The 23,670-nt window shown below is 49.1% G+C and carries 13 protein-coding genes; 10 read left to right on the top strand and 3 right to left on the bottom strand.

The window, feature by feature from the left end; genetic code table 11:
• Positions 1 to 41 precede the first annotated feature (41 nt).
• From HRM2_RS06515 to HRM2_RS06475, 9 genes are all read left to right on the top strand, one after another.
• Positions 42 to 455 (top strand): GPW/gp25 family protein, encoded by a 414-nt coding sequence (locus HRM2_RS06515; RefSeq protein ID WP_015903210.1) that lies wholly within the window; start codon positions 42 to 44, stop codon positions 453 to 455.
• Positions 452 to 4,066: a baseplate J/gp47 family protein gene (locus HRM2_RS06510; RefSeq protein WP_015903209.1), complete on the top strand. Its 3,615-nt coding sequence runs from the start codon at positions 452 to 454 to the stop codon at positions 4,064 to 4,066. The genes HRM2_RS06515 and HRM2_RS06510 overlap by 4 nt, the downstream gene beginning before the upstream one ends.
• Positions 4,063 to 7,143 (top strand): YegP family protein, encoded by a 3,081-nt coding sequence (locus HRM2_RS06505; protein ID WP_015903208.1) that lies wholly within the window; start codon positions 4,063 to 4,065, stop codon positions 7,141 to 7,143. The genes HRM2_RS06510 and HRM2_RS06505 overlap by 4 nt, the downstream gene beginning before the upstream one ends.
• A gap of 31 nt (positions 7,144 to 7,174) precedes the next feature.
• A complete protein-coding gene (locus tag HRM2_RS06500) occupies positions 7,175 to 11,377 on the top strand; it encodes a carboxypeptidase-like regulatory domain-containing protein (RefSeq protein WP_015903207.1) in 4,203 nt (1,400 codons plus the stop codon).
• Positions 11,378 to 11,383: 6 nt separating this feature from the next.
• Complete coding sequence (locus HRM2_RS25000; RefSeq protein ID WP_015903206.1) at positions 11,384 to 13,156, top strand: contractile injection system tape measure protein; 1,773 nt, start codon at positions 11,384 to 11,386, stop codon at positions 13,154 to 13,156.
• Between the two features lie 74 nt (positions 13,157 to 13,230).
• Complete coding sequence (locus HRM2_RS06490; RefSeq protein ID WP_015903205.1) at positions 13,231 to 14,598, top strand: ATP-binding protein; 1,368 nt, start codon at positions 13,231 to 13,233, stop codon at positions 14,596 to 14,598.
• Between the two features lie 21 nt (positions 14,599 to 14,619).
• Complete coding sequence (locus tag HRM2_RS24995) at positions 14,620 to 19,269, top strand: phage tail protein (protein ID WP_015903204.1); 4,650 nt, start codon at positions 14,620 to 14,622, stop codon at positions 19,267 to 19,269.
• 120 nt (positions 19,270 to 19,389) lie between these two features.
• Positions 19,390 to 20,136, top strand: a complete 747-nt coding sequence (locus HRM2_RS06480) for an SGNH/GDSL hydrolase family protein (protein ID WP_015903203.1) — start codon at positions 19,390 to 19,392, stop codon at positions 20,134 to 20,136.
• A 19-nt stretch (positions 20,137 to 20,155) separates the two neighbouring features.
• Positions 20,156 to 20,542 (top strand): YccF domain-containing protein, encoded by a 387-nt coding sequence (locus HRM2_RS06475; RefSeq protein WP_015903202.1) that lies wholly within the window; start codon positions 20,156 to 20,158, stop codon positions 20,540 to 20,542.
• Between the two features lie 48 nt (positions 20,543 to 20,590).
• Here the strand turns inward: HRM2_RS06475 and HRM2_RS06470 are convergent, their stop codons facing one another.
• The 3 genes from HRM2_RS06470 to HRM2_RS06460 form a co-directional block, all read right to left on the bottom strand.
• The gene (locus tag HRM2_RS06470; protein ID WP_148214570.1) at positions 20,591 to 20,926 is read right to left on the bottom strand and encodes a hypothetical protein; all 336 of its coding nucleotides are present in this window, start codon (positions 20,924 to 20,926) and stop codon (positions 20,591 to 20,593) included.
• A 119-nt stretch (positions 20,927 to 21,045) separates the two neighbouring features.
• Positions 21,046 to 21,189 (bottom strand): hypothetical protein, encoded by a 144-nt coding sequence (locus tag HRM2_RS26980; RefSeq protein WP_187149343.1) that lies wholly within the window; start codon positions 21,187 to 21,189, stop codon positions 21,046 to 21,048.
• 299 nt (positions 21,190 to 21,488) lie between these two features.
• On the bottom strand, positions 21,489 to 22,091 hold the full coding sequence (locus HRM2_RS06460; protein ID WP_015903199.1) for a MarC family protein: 603 nt from the start codon (positions 22,089 to 22,091) through the stop codon (positions 21,489 to 21,491).
• 210 nt (positions 22,092 to 22,301) lie between these two features.
• On the opposite strand from HRM2_RS06460, the gene mgtE reads away from it, so the two are divergent.
• A complete protein-coding gene (mgtE, locus tag HRM2_RS06455; RefSeq protein WP_015903198.1) occupies positions 22,302 to 23,666 on the top strand; it encodes a magnesium transporter in 1,365 nt (454 codons plus the stop codon).
• Positions 23,667 to 23,670 lie beyond the last annotated feature (4 nt).

Here is a 23,670-nt window from a genome sequence, read left to right as displayed (position 1 = left end):
CTTGTAAAAAAAGGAGGCGGCAGTTCTCTGCCGGAAATCAGATGAACACATCGGATTCATTTTTGGGGACAGGGTGGGGATTCCCACCCACCTTTATCAAGGGAAAAAACACCGTGGAAACCACCGTAAATCAGGCCGATATCCAGAGCAGCCTTGAAATCCTTCTTTCCACAGGCAGGGGAGAACGCTTTCTGCAACCCAACTACGGCTGCGATTTACGAAAACTGCTTTTCGAACCCCTGGACACCTCCCTTAAGGCATATATGAAGGACCTGATAAAAACTGCGATCCTCTACCATGAACCCAGAATTAAACTGGATGAAATCCAGCTTATGGACGATCCGGTGCAGGGGCTGATCGAAATTTCTTTGGCATACACCATCAGGAGTACTAATTCCAGGTACAACTTTGTGTATCCATTTTACCTGAATGAAGGGACCAATCTTTCCCCATGAAACGAGCATGTAAAAACAAACATCCCCTGATCCGGGACGGGTCGGCACAAAAGGCCCGACTTCCAGAGGCTTTGGATCCTGAAAACCAGGCCTTTCCCAAAATCGATGACCGGACCATGGCCGATCTCCTGGCCTTTGCCCATGACTATGCCGAAACCATTCAGTACTTTAACATGGGCAACGAGCCGGCCGGTGACTGGAAAAGCTTTTTTGATTCAGACATCTCCTTTGTCATTGCACGGATTTCCCTGAAAGAGCTTGCGCCGTTAAAAACCCTGGCGGACAGGGCCATGGGTATCCTCTCGACGGGTGGATCAATGCACCAGGCCCAGGTTAAGGAGGCGGTTCAAACCCTGTTTGATCTTATATTCACCATGGCAGCCAATGTTGACGAATGGTACCAAAAGAGTGTTCCCGGGCTGAAATTTGAACAAGAACTCCACAGAATCATCAGGGCCCAACTCAAACAGGCCCTGACCCTGGCTGTGGGGTATTTCAAATGCGCAGACGTCAAAAACTATTTGTCCGGCCACCCTCTTGACACAACATTGGTTGTACTGGAGGATTCCCGGACGGTCCTGTTAAGACCCTTTGATCCCATCTGGTATTCTGAAAAATCTTTTAAAAATCTGGTGGATGCCATTGAGAAGGACTGCACCATCTTCCAGGATACGCCATCCGCAGCTAACGGCCTCGGTTTGATTTTTGAAACCTTTTACAATGCCCAAGCCCAGCTCATCCATCTCGCACCCTCGTTTTTAGAAGAAACAATGGAAAAATATTCTTCCCACGAGCCCCACACTGCTCTTTTTTTAACCTTTATAAAGCTATTCGAATACGCCCGCACCCACCTGAACACCATCACCCAGCGACGCCTGGACTATTTTTATAAACAAATTTTAGGTTTTAAGGAAAAACCCGCAACCCCTGACCGGGTTCATCTACTTTTTGAACTTGCCCGTCAGGTCAATTCCCACACGGTAAAGGCAGGGACCCTTGTTAAAGCCGGAAAGGATGCCTCAGACAAGGCAGTTATTTATAAAATTGATCAGGAACTTTCGGTGAACAGGGCCAAGGTGACATCGTTAAAAACGGTTTTTATCGACAGGGATGACAACCATAGGATTTACATGGCCGCCATGGCCAATTCCCAGGACGGACAGGGTGCAGCATTTGAATCCGACGAACCCAAGTGGAAAACCCTTGGCCAGAGCCAGAAGAATCTGCCCGCCCCGGCCCAGACCATGGCCCGGGCAGACATGGGGTTTGCCGTGGCAGCCCCGGTTCTTTTATTAAACGAAGGGTCAAGGGATATTTACATCACCATTGAAACCAAGACCGACCTGCCATCGAATATTCCAGTGGGCGACAAGGCAATCAAGGCCCTGACCATCCAGTTGAGCGGGGTCAAGGAATGGATTCAAACCATACCGGCCAATGTGACAAAGGAAGCCGCGAGAGAACTAAAAATAAAAATATCCTTAGACCCCTCGGACCCGCCAGTGGTTGCCTACGACGACAAAACTCTTGGCAATGGCTTTTCCACCCCATTTCCCGTGCTCAAAGTTTTACTTAAAAACCAGAACAACCCCAATTATTTATACGGTGCATTAAAGGATCTGCTAATCCATAGGCTCCACCTGGAAGTGCATGTGACAGGGGTATCCAATCTGATTCTTCAAAACGACGATGGGCTTAACGCAAAATTTCCCCTGGGAAACCGCCCGGCCATTGGCTCTACTTTTTATGTGGGAAACAGGGAGGTCTTTCAAAAGAGGATCACCTTTTTAAATCTCCATTACCAATGGAAGGACGTTCCCGCTTCAGATCTTGGGGCCTACTATGCAAACTATTTTGACAAGGCTTCAGGGGCACGGGTTCAGGATCTTTCCAATACCAGTTTCAAGGGACAATACAGCATTCTTCTGGGACGAACCTGGGAACTCCTGGGGCCTCAAAAAAATTTATTTAACGACAAGAATGCTTCAGACAAAACTGAAATCAGTTTCAGCGCTTCTGATTTTAACAGCATTCAAAATTATACCCCCGCCCATACAAACAAGGATCTTGTCCGTTACCAGTCGGGAACGGAACGCGGATTTATTAAATTACAGTTGGAACAACCATCCATGGCTTTCGGCCACCAGGCTTTTCGGGATCTTTACACCAAACGCATTATTGCCTATGCCTCTTCACCCGGGGATGCCAATGAAGAAAAAATCCCCAACGAGCCCTATACCCCTCTGCTGAACTCCCTCTCCCTTGATTATCACGCACAAGAGACCATTGATTGCAGTGTCAAACCAGGGATCGAAGATCCGATGTTGGTTCATATTCACCCCTTTGGCCACAGCACGGTGTATGATCTTCCGGACACACCCTCTTATCTATTGGGCAGATTCACCTATGGTAATAATAATCCCAAGGAAACTAAAGGAGAGCTTTATATCGGCATTAGCGGCCTTGTACCCCGCCAACACCTCAGCCTTCTGTTTCAAATGGCCGAGGGAAGCGCCGACCCGGAACTGTCCAAGGAAGAGGTGAACTGGTCCTATCTTTCCAATAACCAGTGGCAGGAATTTTCATCCAAAGAGATTCTCAGGGATGCCACCAACGGCCTGCGGACCTCGGGTATCATCCTCTTTGATGTGCCCAAGGCTGCAACCAGCGACAATACCCGCCTACCCCCGGGATACCATTGGATCTGCGTCTCAGTCCAGGATAACACCGCCGCAGTCTGTGACACCATAGACATTGCAGCCCAGGCCGTGGAGGCGACCTTCGAGGACCAGGAAAACCATCCCTCGTTTCTGGCAACCCCCCTGGCCACCGACACCATATCCAAACTGAAGATCAAACAGTCAGCCATCAAAAAGGTCAAACAACCCTATGCATCCCTGGGCGGCAAGGTCCAAGAACAACACCGGGAGTTTTACACCCGGGCGAGCGAACGGCTGCGGCATAAAAACCGCGGCATCACGGCCTGGGACTATGAACGTTTGGTATTGGAACATTTTCCCGGCATTTACAAGGTCAGGTGTATCCCCCACAGCACCTACCATTACACCGATGCCCAAAAAGAGATTGAGATCCCTGCGTCGGAATTTGCTCCCGGCCATGTAGCCTTGATCGTGATCCCCAACCTGAACAACCAAAATGCAGTCAATCCCCTGGAACCGAGGGTCAGCCTGGACGAACTGGACAAAATCAAAGCTTTTTTAAAAAAAATGATCTCGCCCTTTGCCGCCCAGCGACTCACCGTCATCAACCCCCTCTACGAGCAGGTGCAGGCTTGCTTCGGGGTTAAATTTTCCGCAATGGCAGATCCGGGCGTTTACAAAGTACAGCTGAACCAGGCAATCAAACAATTTCTCTCGCCATGGGCCTATGGCAGCAAGGGAAATCTGGCATTTGGTGGAAAGATCCACCGATCGGTCATTTTAGACTTTGTGGAGGAACGTTCCTATGTGGACCATGTGGTTGATTTTAAAATAAATCAGATCATCGACTCTCAAAACCAGAAAACTGACCTGGAGCAGGCCATGCCCAGCACGGCCAGATCCATTATCGTGTCCCACACGGACCATGAAATTTTACCGGTGACAATATGACCCTGAATTCAAACAAGACCGGCCCAGAATATATCCCCAAGGTCCCGGAACGGGATAAAAGTGAAGATTACGAATTTCTGCGAAAAACAGGCATTGAACATATTGAACAGCTGGCCAGCAGACTCTGGACCGATTATAACATCCACGATCCCGGCATCACCACCCTGGAACTGCTGTGCTACACCATTACCGATTTGGGGATGCGCACCAACTATCCCATGGCAGATATCCTGGCCCAGGAAACCCTGGGAGAAAAAACCGATACCCCCCATTTTTTTACGGCCCGGGAAATTCTACCCTGCAACCCGGTTACGGAAAATGACTTCCGGAAACTGATGATAGACGTTCCAGGGGTTCGAAACAGCTGGCTGGACATTTTGGAAAATCCCAAACCCGAATTTTTTATCAACTGCAAAAAGAGCAGGCTCACCTTTAAAAAAGAATCCGGGTTCCTGCCCGTCAACCTTATGGGTCTCTACAAGGTGGTTCTGGATCTGGAAGAGCACCCTGAACTGGGAAATTTAAACCGGATTTATTTCAACCGCAAAGTCACCGGCCAGGTTGAGAACCCAGACCCCATAGAGATCAAGATAACTCAGATGCCTACCTGGGACTATTTCTGGAACAAGACCATTGACCCGGCCACCATCAAGAGCATGACCTTTGGTCCACTTTTGCCCGAATCCGGTTCAAACAACTACAACACCCAGCTGATCATCCAAACCAACTCCGGGAAAATCCATCTCCACCCCCTGGAGATTGTTACTGACAAGGCCCAGACCCCAGAAAACATCCTGGTCATTGGGTCCGAAATTGCCCGCTCGGACAAGGATGCTGTTTTATCCATCTACACCCGAATGATCGAAACCAGTTACGCCATCGTAAAAGAAGTGTATGAAACCCTCCATCGGCACCGGAACCTCTGCGAAGACTTCCATTGTTTTGAAAGTATCGACATGGAAGAGGTGGGGATCTGCATGGATATTGAAATCGCTCCGGATGCAGACCAGGAGGAAATACTGGCTCATATTTTTCATCAGGCCGCCAATTATTTCTCTCCTCCTGTGGTATTTAAAACCCTTATGGAGCTGATGGAAACCGGCACCCCGGATGAAATTTTCCAGGGCCCGGTGCTGGATCACGGGTTTATCGATGATCAGGATCTTGCCGCTTCACGATTTGTTAAAACCATCTATGCATCGGACATTATCAACATTGTCATGGATATTTCCGGGGTGGTGGCCGTTAAGAATTTTCTTATGGCAAGCTTTTACAACGGCCAGTCCTTACCCCCCAGCCAGAAATGGGTACTTGAAATCAAAGAGGGCCGGACCGTAAAATTCAGCCAGGACTTTTCCAAAATTGTTTTTTACAAGGGACAGGTCCCCTCCCATGCGGATCAGGAGGTCGTTGGGGAACACCTCCTGGCATTAAAAGCCCTGGAGCGCCATAACAGACTGGGCAAAGATCAGTACAATCTATATCCACCCGGTGGCAGTCACATGGATATTGAACATTATTTCTCCCTGCAGAATGATTTCCCCCTCTGCTACAGCATCGGACCTGAAGGACTCCCCCCCTCGGCCGCCCCCGAAAGAAAAGCCCAGGCTAAACAGTTCAAGGCATTTCTCCTTTTCTTTGAACAACTTCTGGCCGATTATCTGTCCCAGCTGGCCCATGTGAAAGACCTGTTCTCCATGGACCCGGAAATTAAAAAGACCTACTTCTGGCAGCCCCTGTTTGACATTACAGGTCTTCCGACCCCCGACCTTCCCAACGTCGCAACGCTCCTGAAGGCATTTGTCAACACCCTGGATCTGGCAAACAACAAGGCTATAGATCTGGACGATCCACAAACCTACAAGGCCCACTGGGATTCGTTTGTTCAGGCCAGAACAGAGGCGTACCTGGCAGCCATCCACACCCCGGACACGCTTCGGGAAAACCAACAGACCTATATCAATAGAAAGAACCGGTTTTTGAACCATCTGCTGGCTCAATTTTGCGAATCCTTTTCCGAATACGCCGTGGTCATGTACACAACCCACCGGAAACAGGCATCCACGGATCTTGAGATCATCTCTGACAAACTCTCTTTTTTAAACGATTACCCCCGGATCGGCAAAGACCGCGGCAAAGCCTTCAACTACAAAGATCCCCAGGTTTATTATTCCGAAAATATCAGCGGCATGGAAAGACGCATTTCAAGACTTCTGGGGATCAACGATTTAAAAAGAAAGTATCTGTCCCATTGCGCCATGGAACATTTTGAAATCTACATGGAAGAGAACCAGATACTCCCGGAAGGCTTCAGATGGCGCCTGAAGGACAATGATGGCAAGATTCTCCTCAGCGCCTCGGTGTCGTATCCAAACAAAGAAAAAGCCCTTGGGGAAATTCTGGCCGTTTCCCGGTTCGGAAAGGAAAAAAAGTATTACGCAAAAAAACAGGACCTGAACGGAGATTATTTCTTCAATGTTGTGGACAACACCGGCCAGGTGATCGGAAGGCGGATTCAATTTTTTAAAACCAAAGCCGAAATGGACACAGCCGTTGACGAGACATGGACATTCGTCCATACCCTTCAACCCGATTGTGAGGGGTTTCACCTGGTGGAACATATCCTGTTACGCCCCTTGCCCCAGGAAAGCACGGACGATGCATTTCTGGGCATCTGCGTAAACGAATCCTGCAACGACTGCTCCGGTGCCATGGACCCATACTCGTTCAGGGCCACAGCCATCGTCCCCTACTGGCCGGAACGGTTTCAACATATGGATTTTCGCAACTTTTTTGAAACAACCATCCGCATGGAAGCTCCGGCCAACGTGCATGTAAAGGTCTGCTGGGTGGACGAGGAGGACATGGCCTTTTTTGAATCTAAATATTTTCCGTGGCTCAGGCAAATGGCCCAGTTTAATCCCTCCCCCATGGAATTGATCCAGGCCCGGAACGAACTGATAAACGCCATGAACGCCCTCAGGAGCGTATATCCTGAATCCAGGCTATACGATTGCGCGTCCCGGAAGGACCGGTTGCCTGTTTTGCTTGACCATTCTGTTTTAGGATCAACTTGATCAACGTGACCAACCAAAAGGATTTATAATTATGGCGCCTTGTGATTCATATCCGAAATTTGAAGAGAACCAGGTTCTCACCGCGAACCAGTTAAACGACCTGGCAAAGCACTTTTTGAATGCCGATCGCCAGGGCCTGAGAAATTTAACGGGCGTGGGCATCGCCTGCGGGTTAGAACTCATTCCACCCCAGGGGGACAAAAACCAGATTCAATTAACCCGTGGTTGCGGTGTTACCTCGGAAGGATACCTTGTCCTTTTAGATGAGGTTCCCCCCCTCACCCGCTACCGCCCCTACGTGGATCCTTCGGGTTACTCCCTGTTCAAAACAGAGGGTAGCCAGATTGATTTATGGGAACTATTGCCCGAAACCGTGGATGATGAGGACTCCACCATCGAAAACCTGACCCTTGCATTTTTGATGAAGATGGCCGTATTGCTCTATATTGAATACCGGGAGGAGGATTTAAAAACCTGCACAGGTGAGGATTGCGACGAGGAAGGTATCCGGGTGGATCTGTGTGTAAAAAAACTTCTCATCGAAAAGGACAGACTCAGAGAGATCATCATCAAAACCCATGACCTCGAACCAGATGCCGATCTTGACCAGGTAATCAATGCCCGGTTTAAACTGGTGGATATCCACATCCCCCGATTTTATAATCTTTTGTCCCTGGAATCGAATGCTGCATTTAAAGATATAAATGCCATATTCAAGGAGATGATTAAAACCGTGGGTGAAGACATTCAAAATGGATTCAAGAATGCCTATGAAAAGTGCTTCCTCCTCTTAAAGGATGAGTTTCCAGTCAACCCCTTTGCCGGAGACTTTTTACAAAAGGCACTGGACAGGGCCCCCGTAAATATGAATGAAGGGATCCAATATACCTACGACTTTATTAAAGACCTGGTACTGGCCTATGACGAATTTAAAACAGCAGCCTTTGATCTGGTGCAGCACTGCTGCCCGGACAAGACCCTGTTTCCCCGACATCTTATGGTGGGTGAAGCCTTTGATTCCGGTTCCTGCCATCCTTCGGTTTTTCGCCAGGGATTTATGCCCTCACCCATCCATTCCAGAAATCCGGAGGGATATCGGCAACTGATCCTGCTGTTTAAACGCATGACCCTGCTGGTGGATAATTTTTTTATCCCCCCTTTTACCGCAGACATCAGAATCACGCCCAGCAGGGAAAAGGGCTACCCCCTTGGCCAGAGAGCGATTCCTTACTATTACTCACCTACGGTTGCCCCTGCCCCCCTGTACAGACACTGGAACCATGATCTGACCAGAAAATGTACTCCGGAAAAAATTTTCTCCTATCACGCCAAGCAATACGCAACCCTGCCGGATTTAAACGCCATACGGACACCACTTCTTTTTGATATGGATCCCTATCCCTTCTTCCGCATTGAAGGAGGAGTGCGGCAGTCCTTTGTCGATGTTCTGGAATTCCTGCAGAAAAAAATTACTGAAAACAACCTTCCTTTAAGGGTCATGGGGTTAAGACTGTCGGAAAAGGCAGAAGGACTGGATGTCCTCGGCTGTCAGCTCTATGATCTTGAGGCGGTATACACCTCCCTTCGAAGTGAATACCTGTGCATATTCAAAACGGCCATGGACTTTTTCGCCACAATTGATATTGGTACGACCGATCCGGTTTACGAATCAGCGGAGGAAGAGACCGGCATCAATGGCACGTTAACCCTGTTCAACAGCTTACAAAAACTGGGCAGGCAGCCCATTGAAGACGCCCTTGTGATCCTCATGGGCGCCTTTTCTAAAAATGCAGCCGCCTCCACGCGAACAGATGCCAAGGGTTACTATGCCATCACCGGGGTGACTCCCGGCCAATACGATCTTATCATCAGCTTTAGCAAGATGGAACTCAAACGCCAGCGGGTAAAAATCGTTAAAAACAGTATGCTTGTGGTCAACATTCAAATAGATCCTGAATCGGTGAAAGACCCGGTTATCAAAGAAACCGCCAGGGCAACTGTTTTTGAGAAATTCCAAAGTGATAAAAGTATAAACGCAACCCCCCAATATACGGTATCCGTGGAAACGGTCCATTCCACCAATAAGGTAGGCGGGTTCTACACATATTTTCAAGAATCAGGGGCCATTGGGGATATGCTTGATACCACCTACAGCTATTTTAAACTGCACCCCTTTCTGGAGCAAAAAGACATTCCCAAAACGTTCACCAACGATATTTATTTCCCCGTTAATTTAATCAAGACCCTGGATTCGATCTCAGCCAAACTCACAGATGATTTTAAAACCTTTGTCCTGATTGATTTTGAAACCCAATACACCCAAATGATCGATATTGCCAGGCAATACAGGGACCAGGTTCTGGAAAACCTGAAAGACCCGAAGTACAACCCTAAGGGTAACGAGCAAGAGATCCTCGACCATCTGGATGCTTTGGTCCAAGGGTGTCGGGTCAACCGGTTAAACGCCCTGTACTCCACGTTAGAGGCCCGAAGGAAAGAGCTCCAGGCCTTGACCCTTTTTTCCAATTTTGCAGCCAAACATCCAGGCATGGAACACATGGCTGGAACCCCCCGGGGCGGCACATTTATCCTTGTCTACGATGAACAAGGGCTGGTGGTTGCAGACTTTTCCCTTCCCTATATCTGCTGTTCAGACTGCCCGCCCATGAATTTCACGATCATGCCCGAACCACCCCAGCTGGTTTTATCCCAGACACTTTTCTGCGACCAGGCCATTGTAAACCCGCCCAAATTCAGTTACACCCCCCCTGGCGGAATGGTCAAGGGCGAAGGCGTGCGTAAAATAGGTGATGCCTTCCATTTCTTTCCGGATCTTGCCAAAGCCGGGGTGCATACCCTCACCTACGAGATAAATGGAAGCCTCAAAGCCTCAATCCAGGTCACAGTACTGGCCACCCCCAGTGCCAGTTTCAGGGTAACACCCGGAGAGAGAACCGATGAATTTATAATCGTCACCTTGACCAACGACACCCAGGACAAGGGCTATACCTACCTGTGGCAATATACCTACAAAGGCGGTTCAACCGAGGAAATTTCCAGGCAAAAAGACCCAGACAAACAAAAGTTAGCCCTTCCCTCAAATTTAACCCAGTTCAAAATCCTGCTGACGGCAAAAAATGCCAAGGATGCCCTGGTCTGCGCGGATCTGGTTGAGCAGGATATCACAGTGGTTCCAGAAGTGACGGCCACCATTGACCTGGGAGATGATACGATTTTCTGCAGCCAACCCACGGAGAAACCGCCAATATTCAACCTGACACCCGCAAGCCCGGACGGGGTTGTGGTCGGCCCCGGCGTGGTTAAGAGTGCCCCTGGCATATTTGTATTTATGGCTGACATGGCCGGTGCAGGCACGCATACCATTTCGTATCAGATCAAAGAAAAAACCGTGGCCACCATGGCAGTCCAGGTCATTGCCACCCCTGTTCCCGATTTCCAATTCACAGTACTCGACAAAACAACAGAAAAAACAACCATTGAATTTAAAAACCTGACCGGGGATCTGACTTACGCCTATCTCTGGGAATACAGTATTTTACCGGAGCCCTTCAAAGCGTTTTCCTCAAAAATGGATCCTGAAAAAGTCTCTTTACCGACCCTGCCGGAAACAGAAGCCATCCAAATCCGTCTCACAGCCAGGGATAAGGCCTCGGGCATTGCCTGTGACGGGACTGTCATAAAAACAATTCCCCTGGGCAGCGAGGAGGAACCCAATATGGACATGGGTGGTCAGCAGGAATTTTGCATGGACCCGAAAACTTCTCCCGTTCAAATCAATGTGACCCCCAGGGGCGACCGGGGCAAGGTGGTCGGATCCGGTGTGGTACAATCTGAAAATGGGGACTGGTTTTTCATTCCAGATCAGGCCGGACCCGGTGTCCATACAATTACCTTTTTTCTCGAGGATAAAAACGTGGACTCCCTTAGCGTTCGTGTAATTGAAATTCCCGAACCAGACTTTAAGGTAGAAACCATAAATCGAACCGATACGAGCGTTGTTCTCCAGTTTTTCAACACAACAGAACCTGGGGCATCCGATTACCAATGGCTCTATCAATTGAACGATCAACCGCACCAGGTGTTTTTCTCGGGTGAAAATCCTGAAAAACAGGAGATTCCCATAAAAGATGAAATACTTACCGTCTTCCTGAAGGCCTTCAACAGGGGCAAGAAAATCACCTGCGAAAAAACCTTGGGCAAAAAGATTTTATAGTTTCCTATGATAAACGATGACACCCATATGGTTCAAAAACTAACCCTGGACCTCACCATACCTGATCGAACCTCGGCATGGGAAATTCAAAACCGATTCAGCCAGTTTTGCCACCTGCGTCTGGGTCACATCATGGACAAAGTAATCCATGATGTGGCCCAAACGGAAGAACACCTGCACATCGACCGGATGGAAATTAATTTAAAAGAGCTCTCGTCCCATGGAATGGAAGAGGATTTTCAGGAAAAATTTGAACAAAAATTCTCTGAATTGCTGAAACAGCACATTTCCGAGGCACGGCACAAGGCATCCTGTAAAGAAAAAACCTTTGACCACCCAGACAACTCATTTTTAAACCACTCAGATTCAGACTCCTCCCTGGCAAAGGATCACTTTTTATCCCATGACGACCACTGGTTGACGATTCTGCAGTTATTTTTAGAAACCGGAACCCTACCCTGGTTTGCCATAAGACTCCAGGCAGAGGGCCTAGAAACAATCATTACCGGTCTGGTGAACAAACAACCGGATAAAACACGATCCTTTTTTCAAAAACAGCTGAAAAAACCCACACCCAGACGTCGATTTGTCCTTCAGTTTGAATGGACTCTGCTTAAAAAAGTTATTTTCCTTGTGGCCACCCCAAAACCGTCGTTCCTGTCAGAGGATCTCGACAGTTATCTTGAAGCCATAGAAAAAATCACACCCCTGTTTTTTCCCCAGGCATCGGTTGGAAAACTTTTCTGGGAAGCTGCCGTTGAGACGGCCATGGAAGGGACCCCCGGGGAGACATTTTTCCAGCAGGTTCTCTTGAAAACAATCCATGGGCTGTCCCCTGACGACATCTCCCAAAAAATCCAGATTCTTACCGCCATTGAACGCGAGGTCACATCAGCATCGGCAAAGGACAAGGTCCTTCAAGAAAGGCTGCTCAGCCCTTTTCCCCCTGTTAGAAACAACATCCGTCCAGATGCCAGGACCTGGGAGAATACTGAATTTCTGGAACAAAAATCACCATTCTCCCGTCCAATTTCAAAAGAAGGAACCCTTTACCCGGGGTTAGAAAAAGATAAACAGCGATACAACGCCAGGGTTGAAAAGGCCCACCCCATGGACCCTTTGCCCGGCAGCAAACCATTCGCCCCGGAAAAAAACGATCAAACCCAGACAACACCCGATATGGGTCCCAGGCCCGGAACAATGGTGGAAAATCTCACCACGGTCCAAGGAGACGGGCTTCACGCAATCGGCCAGACAACCGAAGGCCATGGGCCCGTCCTTGATACTATTTATATAGAAAATGCAGGCCTGGTAATTATCTGGCCTTACCTGGGCCGTTTTTTTGAAACCATCGGTTTCACCGAAGATGGCAAATTTAAAACCGAAGCCCAACGGGCAAAAGCGGTGATCCTGCTCCAATATCTGGCCAGCGGACAAAGAACCGCTCCCGAATTTCATCTTCCCCTGAACAAACTGCTTTGCGGTTGGGACCTGGCCTCTCCGATCCAAAAAGAAATAACCATCCCAAACAGGGCCAGGCAGGAATCCCAAACCCTCATTAAAACGGTGATCAAACATTGGGATGCCCTGAAAAGCACCTCCCCTGAAACATTTCAGACCTCTTTTTTCCAAAGGAACGGGGTGCTCGAAAGAACTGACCATAACTGGCGGCTTCGCGTGGAAAAAAAGCCCTATGACATGCTCCTGGAAAGACTTCCCTGGTCTATTTCCATGATCCGTCTTTCCTGGATGACAACACTTTTACAGGTAGAATGGTAACTCTTTGATAAAGGGGTAATTGGCAAATAAGGCCAACCAGGTGACTCCTTCCATCTTTTTGGGAATTTATAACCATGGCTCAGCAGGAACCGAACATCATCATCGCAAATAATGCCAGGGCGCTGGACGCTGAACTGAAATGGTTTCAGAAAGTGTTGGATGCCCGGCTGAAACTTCAGATGGACAATGGGGAAAAAATTCCGGATATATCTGCCATCCTTCCTCCCCGCCATGATTCAGATACATCCATGTATGCAAGTCTCACGGTCCACTATGGCATGAATTACGCCGAAAGACTTGCATTTATCCTGGCCTTGATTCCCCATATCAAACCCCAGCTGCTGGACATTTTTTTAACCCAGAATGCCGAAACCAACCGGTGTTACACCCAGTTTGGTGGGAAAAATGCTTTAGGAGACTTCAAGGGCTTTCTTCCCACCGGTGAAACCCTTTTGTATATTTTAGCCGGAGACAGCCTGGAAAAACGATTCGCCTTTAGCTATCTGTTTGCTGCAGACCATTTCTTTTCAGTACATGGGGTATTGACCCTTGAAAAAGCGACCCAGGGCACCCCCTGGCTCAGCGGTGCCCTGGTTCTGTCTCCTGAGATGGTGGATCTGGTCACCACCGGCGTTGTTCGCAAACCGGTCTATGGGGCTGATTTCCCGGCCAAACAGATCAGGACCCAACAGGAGCCAGACGAGTTGTTTCTTCCGCCCCACACCATGGAACAGGTCCTTGAAATCAAGTCATGGGTCCAACATGGAGGCACCCTTCTGGAAGAACTCGGGCTGGGGGAAAAAATCAAACCTGGTTACCGGGCTCTGTTTTACGGACCACCGGGTACCGGCAAAACATTTACGGCCTCACTGCTAGGACGTCTGACCGGTTGCGATGTGTACCGGATTGATCTATCCGCCGTGGTGTCCAAATACATCGGGGAAACCGAAAAAAACCTTGAAAAAATATTCTCCAGGGCAGAGCATAAAAACTGGATCCTCTTTTTCGACGAAGCCGACGCCCTTTTTGGTAAACGAACCAGTATCAAAGACGCCCATGACCGGTTTGCAAACCAGGAGGTTTCTTATCTGCTCCAGCGTTTGGAAGACTTCAATGGGGTAGTGATACTCTCCACCAATTTTAAATCTAATATGGACGATGCCTTCACCCGAAGATTTCAATCTATTATTCATTTTCCATTGCCCAAACAGGGAGATCGGCTGCGCATCTGGAAAAACGCTTTCTCGGAGAAAACCTTACTGGAAGATCAGGTGAGCCTGCCTGAATTGGCGGAGAAATACGAATTATCCGGGGGTGCAATCATGAATGTCGTCAGATACGTGACCCTGATGGCATTGAAAAATCAGCGGCGTACGATCACCGGCACCGATATCCTGGACGGTGTACGCAAAGAATTTCAAAAAGAGGGCAGGACCGTTTAAGGATCTGCAAAGGTGTAAATCATGTTTACAACAGCATCCGCCGCAAAAAGCACCATAGCAAAATCCACGCCCTCCATATCCAGCAAAACCGTCCCCAGCACCGCCGTTAAAATCAAATCCACCAATGGAGACGCCGTCAACCGTTTAAAAAAGGGGTCCCCCGGAACCAAGGCCTCAAACATTCTTGTCCAGATGCTCAGAAGTGGCCGCCTTCAAACCAGGCTGACCATGGGTACACCCCAGGACCGATCCAAGGGGGAAGGCGATCAGATGGCCGATCAGGTCATGGCCAGACCGGCTACAGTCATGCCTGAATTGACGGGCATCAAAAACAACAAAAAAGTACAACCCCAGGAAGAAGAGGAACTCCAGGCACAGGAAAAAGAAAAAAATGAAGGGGAAGGGGAATTTCAGGCACAGGAAGAGGAAGGGGAATTCCAGACACAGGAAGAGGAGGAAAAACTCCAACCCCAGGAAGAGGAAGCAGTCCAGGCCCCCAAAGGAGAGAACCGAAAAACATCTGCCACAACATCCACGGCCAGGCTTAAAACGGATTTAAACGCCGCCAAATACGATGACGAGCCCCTATCAGAAAGCCCTGCCCCGGCACCCCCAGGCGTGTCCGACCCAGCCACAGACACTGCACCCAAAAGCGCCAAAGAATCCTTGGCAACGCCAGCCCCCATACCCCAACCAACACCCCCTATTTCCCCAGGACCGCCGGAAAAAACCAGCCGAACTGCCAGTGCCGCATTTCCAGCCACTGCTGCCCCTCCAGGCAAAAACGATGGTGAAAAAACAACCGTGGCCCCCCCTTCATCAGACGCCCTTTCCCTGGTGGGTAAATCCGATGAAATAATGGCAACCATGGCCGGGTCCAGCCCATCCCAGGTCGCTGCCTCCTATCCCTCCATGGGAACCGCTATAAAGGACAGTCTGGACAAGGAACAAAAAGAGACCGCCGGTCAAGTCGCCCCCCTGGAAGCCAGAACCGACGGTGTCACAAATATTCCAGGGGTTAAAATCCAGGAGGTTACCCCAGGTAAAAATGCCAAGATTTCCAAGGGAGATACGGAAGGAGAACCCCTGGCACCCAAAATCGGACCCCACAAAAATTCAACCCAGCCCACGGGCAACAAAGACAAAACTCAACTGTTGGATAAAAAAGCCGCTGGGGAAGGATTTCTCTCCTGGTTAAAAACCAATCTGTCCGGTTTCATGTCGAAAATTTCCACCAGGGACCCGGCCCTTCGCACTGATGCCGGTGAAAGGCCCCAGATAGATACCAGGGGCCAGGCCAACCCCAACCGGGCTGAAAACCAGCGCAATGACGGCCAGACCCAAGTGGATGGTCTGGGGGAAATGACCACCGAACAACTCAACACCCATCCAGGCAAACAAAAAATCCAGCCCGTCAAGGTTGATGAAAAAGCCCCGATTCCCATTGCCAAACAGACCGGTGTTTCCCTGGAAACAAAGGGTTCAGACGATATGGCCCGGTTTGCGGCCATGGCAATCCCCGCAAACGTTCGTGGGGCTGCTGACGTAAAAATGGCACCCCAGCTTCAAAAAAGCCTTTCCAAGCCAAAAGCGGATGTTTCTTCTGCTGCAAAAAAACGGGATGAGGACAAAGATCAAGCCATTAAAAAGGGCCAGGCAGAAGCTGACCAGCAAAGTACTGAAGCCCGCAGGGAGCAGGACGAAATTGTGGAGGCCTCCCGCAAGACAGTTTCCCATGAACAGGAAAAAGGCATCAAAGAGGCCAGAGAACAGATAAACAGCTTCAATAAAGAGGCTGACACCGAACAGACCACGCTGAAAAAAGGAGTGGACAACCGGATCAAAACCGACGAAGACCAGGCCAGCAAGCAACTTTCAGATGCCGAAAAAGAGGCAGAAGAAAAAAAGAGAAAAGGAGAAGCAGAGGCCCAGAAAAAGAAAAAAGAAATGGAAAAAGAAAGCAAAAACGACAGCTGGTGGGACAGGGCTAAAAGCGCCATAAAAAGCGCTGTCACGGCCATCACCGATGCCATTGACGCTGTCTTTACCGCCGTGCGCAATGCGGTGAAGTTTCTTATTGAAAAGGCCAAAGCAGCGGCCCTGGCCGTGATCGAAGCCGGGCGAAAATGGATCGTGGCCCAGCTGGATAAATTCGGCAAATGGCTTAAAGATAAGGTTAATAAATATCTCAGTGCCTTTCCGGCCCTTCAAAAACGAATCAATGCAGCCATTGACAATACGGTCAACAAGGCCAAAAATGCGGTCAATGCTGTGGCCAAAAAGCTGAAAGCCGGGGTCAACGCCCTGGCCAACGCCCTGGGCAAATTCGTCGACGCCATTCTGTCCAAATTCCAGGCAGCAATGAAAGCCGCCGTCCAGATTGCCGGCGCCCTGCTCACGGGTGATTTTGCTGCAGCTGCAAGGATCGCGTTCATGGCCGTCATGGAAATTGCCGGAATCAACCCCAAGCCCATCATGGATTTTCTCAACCGTGCCGGGGACACCCTGTCCACCATTTTCAAGGACCCGGTCGCCTTTTTTATGAACGTGGTCAATGGCGTAAAAAAAGGCATACAGCAGTTTCAGAAAAACATCAAAAAGCATCTGATTGCAGGCTTGATCGGATGGCTGACAGGGGCACTTTCCGAGGTGGAAATAACCCTTCCCGACAAGTTCGACCTTAAGGGGATCTTCTCCCTGGTGATGCAGATCCTGGGGTTGACCTGGCAGAATATCCGGGGAAAAATTGTCAAGAAACTGGGCCCCAGGGGCGAAACCATTGTATCGACCATTGAAAAATCCGTCACCTTTGTAAAGGATCTCATCACCAAAGGCCCCATTGCCCTGTGGGAGAGGGTCAAATCCTCACTGGCCAACATCAAGGAGACGGTCATCGGCGGCATCAGGGACTGGGTGGTTGTCACGGTTATCAAAGAGGGGATTGTCTGGCTGCTCAGCCTGTTAAACCCGGCCGCCGCCATTGTTAAGGCCGTCAAACTCCTCTATGATCTGGTCATGTTTTTTGTGGAAAGGTGGGGTCAGATTGTGGATTTTGCCAAATCCGTGTTTGACTCAGTGGGCGCACTGGCCCGGGGGGCCATTGGCAAAGCGGCCAACACTGTTGAATCCGCCCTGGGCAAAAGCGTTCCCGTGATCATCAGTCTTTTAGCCTCGCTCATTGGACTGGGCGGCATCGGCAAGGCAGTCAAAAAAATCATTTTAAAAATCAGAGCCCCCATTGACAAAGCGCTGGACAAAACCATCGGATGGCTCGTCAAAAAGGGAAAAGCCTTGTTTGCCAAGGGCAAGGCAACCGTCAAAAAAGGAGTGGAAAAGGGCAAGGCCACAGTCAAGAAATTTTTCGAGTGGTGGAAGTTCAAGGAAAAATTCACATCCAAGGACGGCAAGTCCCACAGTTTTGCCATCCAGGGCGGTGAGGAAAATCCAAAAATCATGGTTGCATCAACCCCCAGGGAATATAAGCAGTTTCTGGATGATGCCCAAAAGAAACTCGACGAAACCAAGTCCCAGAAGGGCCAGCGGGATGAAACCGTGGTAAAATTGATCAACAAGGCCCGCAAACAGTACACGGAAATACGAACAGAACTGGACCGCCAAAAAAGAGCAAAGGGAAAAGCAGGTGCAGACAAGGCTGCCATCGATGCTTTAACGGCCAAGCTTCGGGACTTGGCCAGCACCACCAAAGTTCTGATCAGGGACCTCATGCTTGAGGACGGCTCCACGGATATCCCGGTCTCCGATGACCCCGGTTTCGGTGGATCAAATGGAGGCTTTGGAAAGGGTATGACCATTAACCGATTGACCCTCAAGGGAAAAGCCGGATCCCCACCCAATCCATCGGTCATGGGGGATAATTGGAAATCTTTGAACCTGCGACGCACGGGAGACAAGAATTCGAGCTATTATGTTTTGGGGCATTTACTCAACGAACAGGTACATGGACCGGGAAATAAACCGGAAAACCTGACCCCCCTGACCAGAAAAGGCAACAAAAAACATGAGCAGGATGTAGAAGCAGATGTCAAAAAAGCCGTTTTCAAAGGCGGAGTGATTCGATATGAGGTCACCCCGAATTACAAATCATGGAAAAGCGAGGGATTGAAAAGCAAATTGTCCCAGGAGCCGGATGAAAAGACACGAAATGACAAGGCAAAAATCATAGAGGCTGAAAAATTCGTCCCCGACTCCCTGACCTGCACCGCCTATAATGTCCACCCGGTCACTGGGAAAAAGCTAAAAGACGCAGATTTAAAGGCGGTCAGCAAGGAGAAACAGGTGGTCGGCATCAACAACAAAACAGTGAACAACACGATTGATGCCGGGGCCCTGAGTCAGTATCAACTGACAGACAGTGAAAAAGTGACATACGAACTCAAATCCATTGATTTGAACTCCCCCTATCCAGAGAAAATAAAAAATGAAGCCCGCCGTAAAGAAGTCGCCGTCAAAGGACTGTTGCAATTGGGCGGTGTGGGTAAGAACGTTGCAGAAAATATTTACAAAAACCGGACCGCTTTAACATCATGGAGCGACGTGGTAAAAATAAAACAGGTTGGGAAAGCAACAGTTGAAAAATTGCAGAATCAGAATGTTGCCGTCACGGTCAATTCCGGCCAGACCGTCTGGGATCCGCCATTGCCTGGGGAATAGGCATTGCACTGGGCAAGAAACATTAACAGTATGAGCGCCATTTAGAGCACCAGAAACAAAACCTTTGATAACCGCAAATAAACCTTGTCAAACGGTTCTGCTGTGGTAAAAAGAGACCCTATGAACCTCTATTTTTTAAAATTGCTTCTGGCCCCAGTGCTGATTTACCAGGGAAAACAGGTGAAACGACAAACACCACGGCTTCCCGAGGCAAGGGGGTTGCGCAAGGGAACACAGGGTACAGGGCAAAAACAGGTTCGCCTGCTGATCCTTGGGGACTCTGCCGCAGCAGGCGTGGGTGTTCCCCACCAAAACCAGGCAATTACAGGTCAGATTCTGGCCTGCTTTGGACCTGAATACACCGTTGACTGGGAACTGATGGCAAAAACCGGATCCACCACGGCCGGAACCATTGGGTATATAAAATCCCATCCCCCGTCAGCATTTGATGTGGCTGTCACCTCCCTGGGTGTCAATGATGTCAAAGCAGGTGTCACAACAAAAAAATGGGTGGCACAGCAGAAAGAACTGATTACACTGATGCGTGAGAAATTCAAGATTCACCATTTTATTATCTCAGCCGTGCCACCCATGGCGCTGTTCCCAGCCCTGCCCTGGCCGTTAAACCGGTATCTTGGCCTGTGCGCGGCACAGATGAACCAAGCCGTCATGAAATGGCTCAAAACCCAAGCAGACTGTGAATTCATGGAATTTAACCTGCCCATGGATTCGTCCCTGATGGCTGACGACGGCTTTCATCCCGGTCCTGCGCTCCATACCATCTGGGGGCAGGAAGCGTTTCACCGGATTGCACGACAGTGGCAGGACCATCCTTCAGCACACACACAGCAGGGGAAACAATCGTAAATATGAACGGGAAGCAAAAATGATACTGATACTCAATATTCTATGGTTTATAATAGGTGGTGGTTTTATCTCTTGGCTGCTCTGGATTCTGCTGGGCGGGTTGCTGTTCATTACCATCGCAGGGATCCCTTTTGCCTTTGCTGCCTTCAGGATAGCCGGGTTTGCAGCATTCCCCTTTGGCAGAGAGCTTGTGGATGCCCGGGCCCTGGGCGAAAAAAGAATCGTCGGCACCGCCCTCGCCAATTTTCTGTGGATCATCCTGGCCGGAATCTGGCTCGCCATTTCCCATATCATTGCCGGAATAAGCCTTTGCCTGACCATCATCGGCATCCCCTTCGGGTTTGCCCACTTCAGGCTGGCCGGCGTCTGCTTTGCCCCCCTGGGAAAAATCCCTGTCTCCAAATAGCCTGGATTAAGGAGGAGAAGCAGAGATTCAGGAAGGCCGCCGGGTATTTCATGCAAAATTCAATATCATACTGTCATTTGCCGTGTAATTTTTAAAATAGATGTTCGCATTCCTGGCAATATATTCAGGAACGGCAAATCCACTGGCGTATTCGGCGTAATTGACAAAGGTTCGACCATCAATACGCACCTTCATTCCAGGCAGGGGTTTTTTCAACACAACCACCACTTCCCGGTCCAGGTATTTGTCGTGGAGCTCTTTGAATCCCAGTTTCAAGGCAACCTTGCCGATGTCCACGTTTATATAATTGCGTTCACCAGCCATGGCCTTTTCCTGGTATTTCTCTTTGATATGCTCAAGAACCGTCATTAATTGTTCGTTCATTGTTTCACCTAAAAGTTGCATTCTCTGTTTTCCCCCGTATCCAAACATCTTGAATTACCGGTTGTTTTAAAGCTCAAGGATATGGCAACGCCTCAAGGAGGCGCTGCCTTTGAAGACCATTATCCGGCAACATCAATTCCAGGATCACAACCCAGATTCTCATCCGGTGTTTCACATTCAAAGTTCTTCTGCCTGGTGTCCACATGCCCTTCGTTCTGTTCTTTTTCACTTTCAACATAATTATCAACTTTTTCGTTAGTCATGAAATCACCCCGTCTATTAATATTTTTTTATTGCTGTGGAGGGTTCTCCTGTTCGTCCTGTGTTAGGTTAAAACTATGAACGAAACAGAGACATTACAATACAGGACAAATAGGGGTTTAATGATGGTAAAAACCCATCATTTTCCACGGGTCCAATTGCAAGGGTGTCCCGCCCTGCAACGATCCGCTCACCAGGACCCGATCTGCCCGGACCTGACATTTATCGTAAAGGAACGCGGTCTTCAGTCTTGGAAAAAACCCGATGCAGGGTTTAAAGAGCATATGGAAAACCGTAAGAATCAGTTGAGTTTCAAAAAATTTTGAATTCCGGTAAAGATAATCTGGGCAGCAATGGCAGAGACAAAGAGGCCTGTAATCTTTGGCAGGAGAACCAACCCCTGCTCACCGATCAGGCGCTTTACAACAGCTGAAAGGTAAAGCATTATTCCCAGGGTCACGACAGCAAGAAAGAGTGCCCCACCAATGATGATTTTTTCCATGACTGAACCGGCTTCAGCCCCCATGACCAAAAGCACACCAATTACACCGGGGCCGACCGTCATGGGCATTGCCAGGGGAACAACGGCAATATCCTGATTGCTTGCCTCACTTGCCGTGTCGTTTTTCTCCGATAACATGGAAAGGGCGGAAAGAAACAAGATCGTGCCGGCACCTATGCGGAAAGCGTCAAGGGTGATGCCGAACAATTCAAAAATATATCGACCAAAGAGATAAATCATAAACGAGCTGATCATCACAGCAATGGTTAATTTTATGGCAATCCGCTTCTTTTCAAAATCCTGGAACTCCCTTGTGAGGGAAAGAAATGCAGACAAGACAAAGAACGGGGTAAGAATAAAGAAAATCTTCAAATAATAATTAACAAACGTCTCTAATTCCACTATTCATTTCCATAAATTTCAGGTTTGCGTTATATTCGGGGGCAGATATAACCAACAACCCCTTGGCGGTCAAGGCAAAAGTTTCTAATACCAGTACCTAACCGCATGAAACCATTTGATTCCCCCCATCCCAAAAGTACCGGATACGCCCTTAAATCCTGGGACTAACTCGGAGGAACAATTTTCCAAAATTATTTCAAGAGGCCCGATATGAGTAAATCAGTCCCTTCATGGGAAAGGCTTAGAGAGCTGATTGTTTCCCAAAACGCCAACCAATTAACCCCATTCATAGAAACACTCAGTCCATCTGAAACAGCAAGGGCCATTTCCCGTCTGGATGAAAAGGAGCAGCAGATCCTCTTCAGTCTTCTCAGCCCTGAAGATGCCGCAGACGCAATCGAGGATATGCCCGATGCCCAGGCTGCAGACCTGGTGGAGGATATGCCGTCGGCCCAGGCAGCAGCTATTCTGGAAGAACTGTCCAGTGATCACCTGGTCGATGTACTCGGTGAAATGGATGAACAGGCCAGCCATGCAATCCTTGCTGAAATGGACAAAGAAGATGCCAAAGAAGCCAGGATGCTGTTGGAGTACGATCCAAACTGCGCCGGCGGATTGATGATTTCTGAATTTCTTGTGTATAAAACAGACCAGACCATCAACGATGTCCTCAACGACCTCCAGATCAATCGGGATGAATATGTCGATTACCATGTACAATATTTTTATGTTGTTGATCAAGCGGACAAACTGGTTGGCGTGCTACGGATGCATGATATGCTGTTTCCCACCCGGGGTGCCCGCCTGGAACAGATAATGCTGTCTTCCCCCCTCAGTGTTTTCCACAATGCTTCACTCATGGAACTGGACGATTTTTTCGAAGAGCATAACCTGCTCGGTGTACCCGTTGTTGACGACGACGGACGACTGGTCGGCGTGGTTCTGCCCAATGCGATTGAAGAGGCGATTAATAAAAGAAAGACCAAAACGTTTCTGAGGCTGAGCGGGATCATCGGGGGTGAGGAATTTCGAACAATGCCCCTGCTCTCCCGGTCTGGACGCCGTCTTTCCTGGTTGAGCATGAATATTGTACTCAATATCATTGCGGCAAGCGTCATTGCCCTGTATCAAGACACCCTTGCGGCAGTGATCACCCTGGCTGTTTTTCTACCCATGGTCAGCGACATGAGTGGCTGTTCCGGTAATCAGGCAATAGCTGTTTCCATGCGCGAATTATCCCTTGGCCTGGTTCGCCCCACGGAACTAATCTGGGTGCTGGCAAAGGAGATCAAAATCGGGATCATCAATGGCCTGGTGCTTGGACTGCTGTTGGGTGGGGTCGCCTTTTTCTGGAAGGGGAATCCATGGCTGGGCATGGTTATCGGCGGTGCACTGGCCGCTAACACAGTGGTTTCAGTCACCCTTGGTGGAATGCTGCCCCTGGTGCTCAAAAAATTAAAAGTGGATCCGGCCCTGGTCTCCAGCCCCCTGCTCACAACGGTCACCGATATGTGCGGTTTCTTTTTTGTGTTGAGTTTTGCCGCGGCTGTCTTGCCAAAACTTGGGGGAATGTAGCTAT

Source organism: Desulforapulum autotrophicum HRM2, assembly GCF_000020365.1.
GTDB classification, from domain to species: domain Bacteria; phylum Desulfobacterota; class Desulfobacteria; order Desulfobacterales; family Desulfobacteraceae; genus Desulforapulum; species Desulforapulum autotrophicum.
The sequence above is the reverse complement of the archived record's forward strand: the minus strand, read 5'-3'. Positions and strand labels throughout refer to the sequence as shown.

Coding starts and splice junctions, on each gene's coding strand:
- HRM2_RS06515 (WP_015903210.1), top strand. CDS start 42: ATGAACACATCGGATTCATTTTTGGGGACAGGGTGGGGATTCCCACCC.
- HRM2_RS06510 (WP_015903209.1), top strand. CDS start 452: ATGAAACGAGCATGTAAAAACAAACATCCCCTGATCCGGGACGGGTCG.
- HRM2_RS06505 (WP_015903208.1), top strand. CDS start 4,063: ATGACCCTGAATTCAAACAAGACCGGCCCAGAATATATCCCCAAGGTC.
- HRM2_RS06500 (WP_015903207.1), top strand. CDS start 7,175: ATGGCGCCTTGTGATTCATATCCGAAATTTGAAGAGAACCAGGTTCTC.
- HRM2_RS25000 (WP_015903206.1), top strand. CDS start 11,384: ATGATAAACGATGACACCCATATGGTTCAAAAACTAACCCTGGACCTC.
- HRM2_RS06490 (WP_015903205.1), top strand. CDS start 13,231: ATGGCTCAGCAGGAACCGAACATCATCATCGCAAATAATGCCAGGGCG.
- HRM2_RS24995 (WP_015903204.1), top strand. CDS start 14,620: ATGTTTACAACAGCATCCGCCGCAAAAAGCACCATAGCAAAATCCACG.
- HRM2_RS06480 (WP_015903203.1), top strand. CDS start 19,390: ATGAACCTCTATTTTTTAAAATTGCTTCTGGCCCCAGTGCTGATTTAC.
- HRM2_RS06475 (WP_015903202.1), top strand. CDS start 20,156: ATGATACTGATACTCAATATTCTATGGTTTATAATAGGTGGTGGTTTT.
- HRM2_RS06470 (WP_148214570.1), bottom strand. CDS start 20,926: ATGAACGAACAATTAATGACGGTTCTTGAGCATATCAAAGAGAAATAC.
- HRM2_RS26980 (WP_187149343.1), bottom strand. CDS start 21,189: ATGACTAACGAAAAAGTTGATAATTATGTTGAAAGTGAAAAAGAACAG.
- mgtE (WP_015903198.1), top strand. CDS start 22,302: ATGAGTAAATCAGTCCCTTCATGGGAAAGGCTTAGAGAGCTGATTGTT.